This is a genomic window from Paenibacillus cisolokensis, from assembly GCF_018403665.1.
GTDB lineage: Bacteria > Bacillota > Bacilli > Paenibacillales > Paenibacillaceae > Paenibacillus_AH > Paenibacillus_AH cisolokensis.
In genome coordinates this window covers 1-5,768 of the sequence record NZ_BOVJ01000120.1, presented here as the reverse complement: position 1 = coordinate 5,768, position 5,768 = coordinate 1, and the positions used below count along the sequence as shown (strand labels likewise).

General features: G+C 52.8%; 6 protein-coding genes, 1 pseudogene and 1 CRISPR repeat array. All 7 genes and pseudogenes read right to left on the bottom strand.

Annotated elements, in window-relative coordinates:
* Nucleotides 1–159: 159 nt before the first annotated feature.
* Nucleotides 160–360, bottom strand: a complete 201-nt coding sequence (locus PACILC2_RS27115; protein ID WP_244863576.1) for a hypothetical protein — start codon at nucleotides 358–360, stop codon at nucleotides 160–162.
* Nucleotides 321–503 (bottom strand): DUF2397 family protein, encoded by a 183-nt coding sequence (locus PACILC2_RS27110; protein WP_244863575.1) that lies wholly within the window; start codon nucleotides 501–503, stop codon nucleotides 321–323. Before PACILC2_RS27110 ends, PACILC2_RS27115 begins: the two co-directional genes overlap by 40 nt.
* Before the next feature lie 273 nt (nucleotides 504–776).
* The gene (locus PACILC2_RS27105) at nucleotides 777–1,133 is read right to left on the bottom strand and encodes an antibiotic biosynthesis monooxygenase (protein WP_244863574.1); all 357 of its coding nucleotides are present in this window, start codon (nucleotides 1,131–1,133) and stop codon (nucleotides 777–779) included.
* Between the two features lie 30 nt (nucleotides 1,134–1,163).
* Nucleotides 1,164–1,550: pseudogene (locus tag PACILC2_RS27100) on the bottom strand (ankyrin repeat domain-containing protein); the annotation flags it as partial.
* Nucleotides 1,551–1,555: 5 nt separating this feature from the next.
* Nucleotides 1,556–2,350 carry an ABC transporter ATP-binding protein gene (locus PACILC2_RS16580; RefSeq protein ID WP_213529622.1) on the bottom strand — a complete coding sequence of 265 codons (795 nt, stop codon included), beginning with the start codon at nucleotides 2,348–2,350 and terminating at the stop codon, nucleotides 1,556–1,558.
* Nucleotides 2,347–3,375, bottom strand: coding sequence for a FecCD family ABC transporter permease (locus PACILC2_RS16575; protein WP_213529619.1), 1,029 nt, complete (start codon nucleotides 3,373–3,375; stop codon nucleotides 2,347–2,349). Before PACILC2_RS16575 ends, PACILC2_RS16580 begins: the two co-directional genes overlap by 4 nt.
* Before the next feature lie 3 nt (nucleotides 3,376–3,378).
* Nucleotides 3,379–4,692 carry an ABC transporter substrate-binding protein gene (locus tag PACILC2_RS16570; protein ID WP_213529617.1) on the bottom strand — a complete coding sequence of 438 codons (1,314 nt, stop codon included), beginning with the start codon at nucleotides 4,690–4,692 and terminating at the stop codon, nucleotides 3,379–3,381.
* 108 nt (nucleotides 4,693–4,800) lie between these two features.
* A CRISPR array of direct repeats spans nucleotides 4,801–5,713; the repeat unit is 32 nt; unit sequence GTTTCAATCCACGCTCCCGCGTAGGGAGCGAC.
* Between the last annotated feature and the right edge of the window lie 55 nt (nucleotides 5,714–5,768).

Sequence of the window (5,768 nt, the reverse complement as noted above, 5' to 3'; positions counted from 1 at the left end):
GCTTCACATTCGCACCTGCATTCAGGAACGGATTTTCGAGAGTAAGTTGTTGCCTGTGATACCCCCAATATATCATATAATCAACTGACACCGAAATCAAAATTCAACAATAATTTCGAAGCTGTCCATTTCCTGATAGCTCGAAAGCGCCAAACAGCATTATACTCTCTTCGACAATCCGACGTTCTCACAAAGGCGTGCTCCAAAGCGCACATCCAATCTTTCATAGTAGAAAGCGATCCGCTCTTCCTGAAACAGCTTAGCCATGGGCTGAACCGCCCCAAATCTTGCAGCCAGCACGTTTCCGAATTCGATCCCTTTCATGTCAAAATCAGGAACGCCTTCCAAATTTTCCAGCAAACGCTCGATTCCGATCGAATACGGACGAAGGGAATATTGCATTTTTTCTTAAAATACTCTTCCAACGCGGAAGACCGCCCGCCATCGTGGCGAGCGGTCAAGTTTTGCCATTCTACCAGTTGCTCGAGATCGTGATGGCACATCACCGGCGTGTAGTCCGGCCATATGTTCCAGGCCCTCATCGATTCGCATAATCGCGCGATACCGTGCCATATTGTCCGCATTGATACTTCAATTCCGGTATTCCGCGCAACGCTTGCGACGGCAGTCCCTGCCCTTGGTGCTCCATCCGTTTCCCCTCGTTTCAGGCATTTCAACGTTGCATCTATGATAGATGGAGTTGGAGTGGAAGGCAAGTCCGCTACGATCTGATCCCTCTCCGGTCGGGGAACCTTAGAATATCATAGACTGTAGGATTACATAATTGACGTTTTGGCTGCCGGAAGATGAGAAGCCGCAACCCGGTAGATCGTCATCTTGTTACCGATAATCGGGTTGTGCTCAGCCCCTTCCTTATCAGAGGCCGCTTCCTCTTTCCGGCGAGCATGAGCCCTGCGGAAGGCGTCACTGCTGGCCCAGCCTTCGAAGGCTTCCTCATTTTCCCATGTGGTGCAGACGCGAACCTCTTCATTCCCGTCCGCATTGATCGCATGCAGTACATCCATGCGAACAAAGCCCGGGAAGGTATGCACGGTCTTCGGCGTTTTGAAGCGTTCCAATACGGCATCCGCGTAACCGGCGCGAACTTCAATTTTGTTTTCTACTACGATCATGCCACTTTCCTCCTTCTCCTCTTCACCCAACAGGGAACGGATATAACTTGCAACCTCCTTGGCCGCTTCCCCTCCCATCAGTGCGTGCTGCAGCAAAGAAATCTGATGAGGCCCCGTGGCATGAACCAAATGCGGATATTTGGACAGCACCGCTTGAACAAATTCCAGCTCACCCAGCATGGCGGCCGCAAACAAATCCATGCGGGCACCGCGGGCAAGCAGCCATTCTGCGATATCCCGTCTGCCGACATGCGAGGCGGCACCGAGTGCAGTCTCCCAATCGCCGCCTCCCCAATTCATTGAAGCGTGAAGCAGCCCGGGCTCCTGCTCGAGAAGTTGCTGTACCTTAGGCAGATCAGCATGCGCTGCTCCGACAAAAGCCCGAACAAGCTCTGTATCCAGCGGCTTAGCGGACATACTTCTTATCCCTCCCTTTCACAAGCGATTCCGCAGGGCAAATAGAACGGAATGCCGTCATCATCATGAATTTTGGCCTCGATGCCGAACACCTCACGGAAAAACTGAGGCTGAAAAACCTCTGACGGACGACCTTCTCTAACCACTGCTCCATCTTTAATCGCTACAATCCGGTCGCAATAGCGTGCCGCCTGATTCAAATCATGCAGTACCATTACGACGGTCAAGCTTTGCTCTTTATTTAATCCTCTAATTAGCTCCATAAGCTCCAGCTGGTGCGCAATGTCAAGATAAGTGGTGGGTTCATCAAGCAGCAAAATTTCCGGGCTTTGCGCCATGCACATGGCAAGCCAGGCCCGCTGGCGTTCACCGCCCGACAATGCCAGCAGGGAGCGGTGCTGCAGTTCCGTCATTTTCGTTGACTGCAAGGCCCAATCGACGACCTTTTCATGCTCGCCGCGGCATTCCTCGTACCAGTTCAGATGCGGATTGCGCCCTCTTCGCACCAATTCGCGCACCGTAATATCAAGGGCCGCTTCCTGCGTTTGCGACAGCATCGTCAGCTTCTTGGCAATGGCTTTCGTGCTCATTCCCGAGATACATTCACCATACATGGCCACCGTGCCGTGATGGGGCTGAATCAGCCTTGCCAGCATACGCAGCACCGTTGATTTCCCGGAACCGTTAGGCCCTACAATGCCAAGCCATTCACCCGGCTTCACATCCAAATCGAATCCTTCAATGACGGTATTCGTCCGGTAGCCGTATTTCAAATCGCTTGCCGATAAGGCAGCATTCATTTTCCAAGCCCCTTTCGCAGCAAATATAGGAAGAAAGGAGCCCCGAGTAATGCAAGCAAAATACCGACAGGAAATTCAATCGGGTCAAACCAGCTTCGTGCAGCTGTGTCTGCCATTACGACGAGCGCAGCTCCTCCAATAGCGGATAAAGGAAGTAAAATCCGGTAATTGCCGCCGGCCAGCAGGCGTACAATGTGCGGCACAACCAGGCCGACAAAGCCGACCATACCGACAATGCTGATCGCAGCACCCGCCAAAAATGTGGAAAGCAAAATAATAAGCAGCCTTCCGGTTTCAACCCGATTGCCCAATACCTTCGCCGTATCGTCTCCCAAAACAAGCAGGTTGGCCTGCTTGATCAGAAAGATAGAGGCAAGGCCGCCGACGATCGTATAGGGCAGCAGAGCATCAAAATGCGGCCAGCTCCGGCCGTTCAGGCTGCCGGACATCCAAGGCAGCACTGCCTGCACCTTTTCGCTGTTCAGAATCATCAAGGTCGTCATTCCCGCCCCAAGCAAGGAGTTGACCGCCACTCCCGCCAAAATGAGCCGCAGCGGGGAAGCGCCTCCCTTCCACGCAAGAATATACACAACCACCGCAGCGCCTAATGCGCCAAAGAAGGCAGCCATCGGCAAATAGGCAATTTGTGCGGGGAACAGAATCATAATGACAACGGCCGCCAGGCCGCCGCCAGATGAAACCCCGATAATCCCCGGATCGGCTAACGGATTGCGGAACACGCCTTGTAAAAAAGCGCCTGAAGTTGCAAGGCAGGCACCTGCCAGCATACCAGTCAGTACGCGGGGCAGACGCAAATTCCACACAATTTGTCTCGCTTCGCTATCTGAATCGCGCACTAGTGCCGTCCATACCTCCGCTGCCGGGAGCGAGATCGCTCCCGCCATCAAACCAACCAGCACAGCGGCAAGCAAAAGTACAATTCCGCCAACAAGCAGTCCAATATTCCGAATATACCGGGGGTCCTTTATAAGCTGAACATTCGATTTTGAAGCCAGTGATGTCATAGGTTAATTCGCTGCCTTAAGCAATTTGTTGATAGTCTCGATCGCCTGTGGCGCTCTAATGCCCGGATTCGCGGCAAAGAGATCTGAAGGCAGTACCTCGAAACGGTCATTTTTCACAGCAGCGAGGTTCTTCCATGCACTGTTCGACTCAAACTGCTGCTTGAAGCTCTTTTTCACTTCATCCGCATCACCATGGGTGATCAGCAGAATGAGATCCGGATTGGCGGCCACAACCCGTTCCATGCTAAGCTCCGCATATTGCGGCATTGTGTCCATTTTAGGGAATGAGGCGGCTACATTGCTTCCTCCCGCCAGCTCCAGGAAATTGCCCGGATAGCTCGTAGGCAGAGCGATGACGAAGCTTCCCGGCGCACCGTAGACAATCAGTGTTTTCGGTTTGTTTTTAGGCTTCACCAGTTTGCTGACCTTGCTGTTCATCTCTTTAATGATCTGCTCGGCTTTACTTTCTTGGCCGAGAACCTTACCATAGAGTCGCACTGATTTTTGAATATCATCGAATGTATTATGAGAATTAAACATCACTTGAGCGCCAAGCCGTTCTATTGTAGCTTTTTGCGTTTGCAGCGAAGGGCTGGCAATGACAAGATCCGGCTTGAGTGTCGCCAGCTTTTCAAACAGGATGCCGTGCACGCTGCCTACCTCAACAGCGGACGCTGCCGCTTCCGGGATGACTTTGCCCATTGCTGTAGGCCGTCCTACCACTTTGCCGCCCAAGGCATAAATGATTTCAGTATCGGATGAGGACAGGGTAACGATTCGGGACGGCTTCTTGTTAAGGGTGAACGGGCCAGTGCTCGTTTGTACGGTTAGCTTGCTTGTAATTTCAACGGTACGGATTGCATTGTTGTAGCTGACCCATTTGCCGAAGGCTTCTGAGATCAGCCGCAGCGGTACGAATGTTTTTCCGTTCACGAAGAGCGGGGCTACTCCCATATCCAGTTTCTCGCCATTTATGTAAGCGGCAGAAGAGCCGACTGACAGCTTAACGGTTAATCCATCCCGCTCAGCAGTCACTGTCTTACTCTTGGCATTCCAGGAAGCCTTGCCCCCCAATGCATGCACAATATTGTTGTAAGGAACCAGCGTCCGATTTTTCACAATACGAGGCTGTGTATCCAGTGATACTGACTTCCCGTCCAGCTTTACCTTAATAGCAGTATTGGAAGCCGCTGCAGCCGACGCTTCTTCCTGCCTATTGCCAGTGGTGCTGCTAGCACCGCCAACGCCAATAAACCATGTGCCAAAACTTTGCGAAACATTTAACAACCTCCCAATAACAATGATAATCAATCTCATTTAATGGATTTATCCTCATTTTATTGATAATAATTATCAGTGTCAATAGGGTTGCATGAAATATTTTCCGCTCTTGATTCACAGGTTTCATAGGTGCCGGGCTCGTGCGTTTCTATCCACGCTCCTGTGTAGGGAGGGACCGACTCCTGGAGGATGTTTAGGACGAACAATGGGAAGGTTTCAATCCACGCTCCCGTGTAGGGAGCGACGAGGATAGCCTGGGACGGCAAGACGCAAACGATCCGTTTCAATCCACGCTCCCGCGTAGGGAGCGACCCGATCTCGCATTTCTGCTAGACACGGCGACCAAAGTTTCAATCCACGCTCCCGCGTAGGGAGCGACCTTGTCCTGCACCCGGACCATAGCGCCCGTCTTGTTTCAATCCACGCTCCCGCGTAGGGAGCGACCGAGGCGGGAAGCTGACGCTGCGAAACAGGAGCTCGTTTCAATCCACGCTCCCGCGTAGGGAGCGACGTTGAATGCGGTGTTGCCGCGGCTTTTGGCGGAGAAAGTTTCAATCCACGCTCCCGCGTAGGGAGCGACATTTTTGTCGCGCTCTGGTTGCTCTGGAGGGGCACGTTTCAATCCACGCTCCCGCGTAGGGAGCGACATGCGCCGGGATGTTTACCTGGTGTGTATGCTCCGGTTTCAATCCACGCTCCCGCGTAGGGAGCGACCTTTTGTGGATTGAGGAACTGGCCGAGTTCAAACACCGTTTCAATCCACGCTCCCGCGTAGGGAGCGACCACCAAGCTGGACGCGGTCATCCGGGTGTACGAGATCGTTTCAATCCACGCTCCCGCGTAGGGAGCGACTTACAATGAGGCCAGGTGATTGAATATGCTTTTTGTAGTTTCAATCCACGCTCCCGAGTAGGGAGCGACCTTGTAATTGGGCTTTTGTCGTCAAGATCATGTCGGTTTCAATCCACGCTCCCGCGTAGGGAGCGACGCGAGCCGCGCGCTGGGAGATGCGCGCGGCGAAAAGAGTTTCAATCCACGCTCCCGCGTAGGGAGCGACACCCGTATTTCTTTGTCCACATCGGGTTGACTACGTGTTTCAATCCACGCTCCCG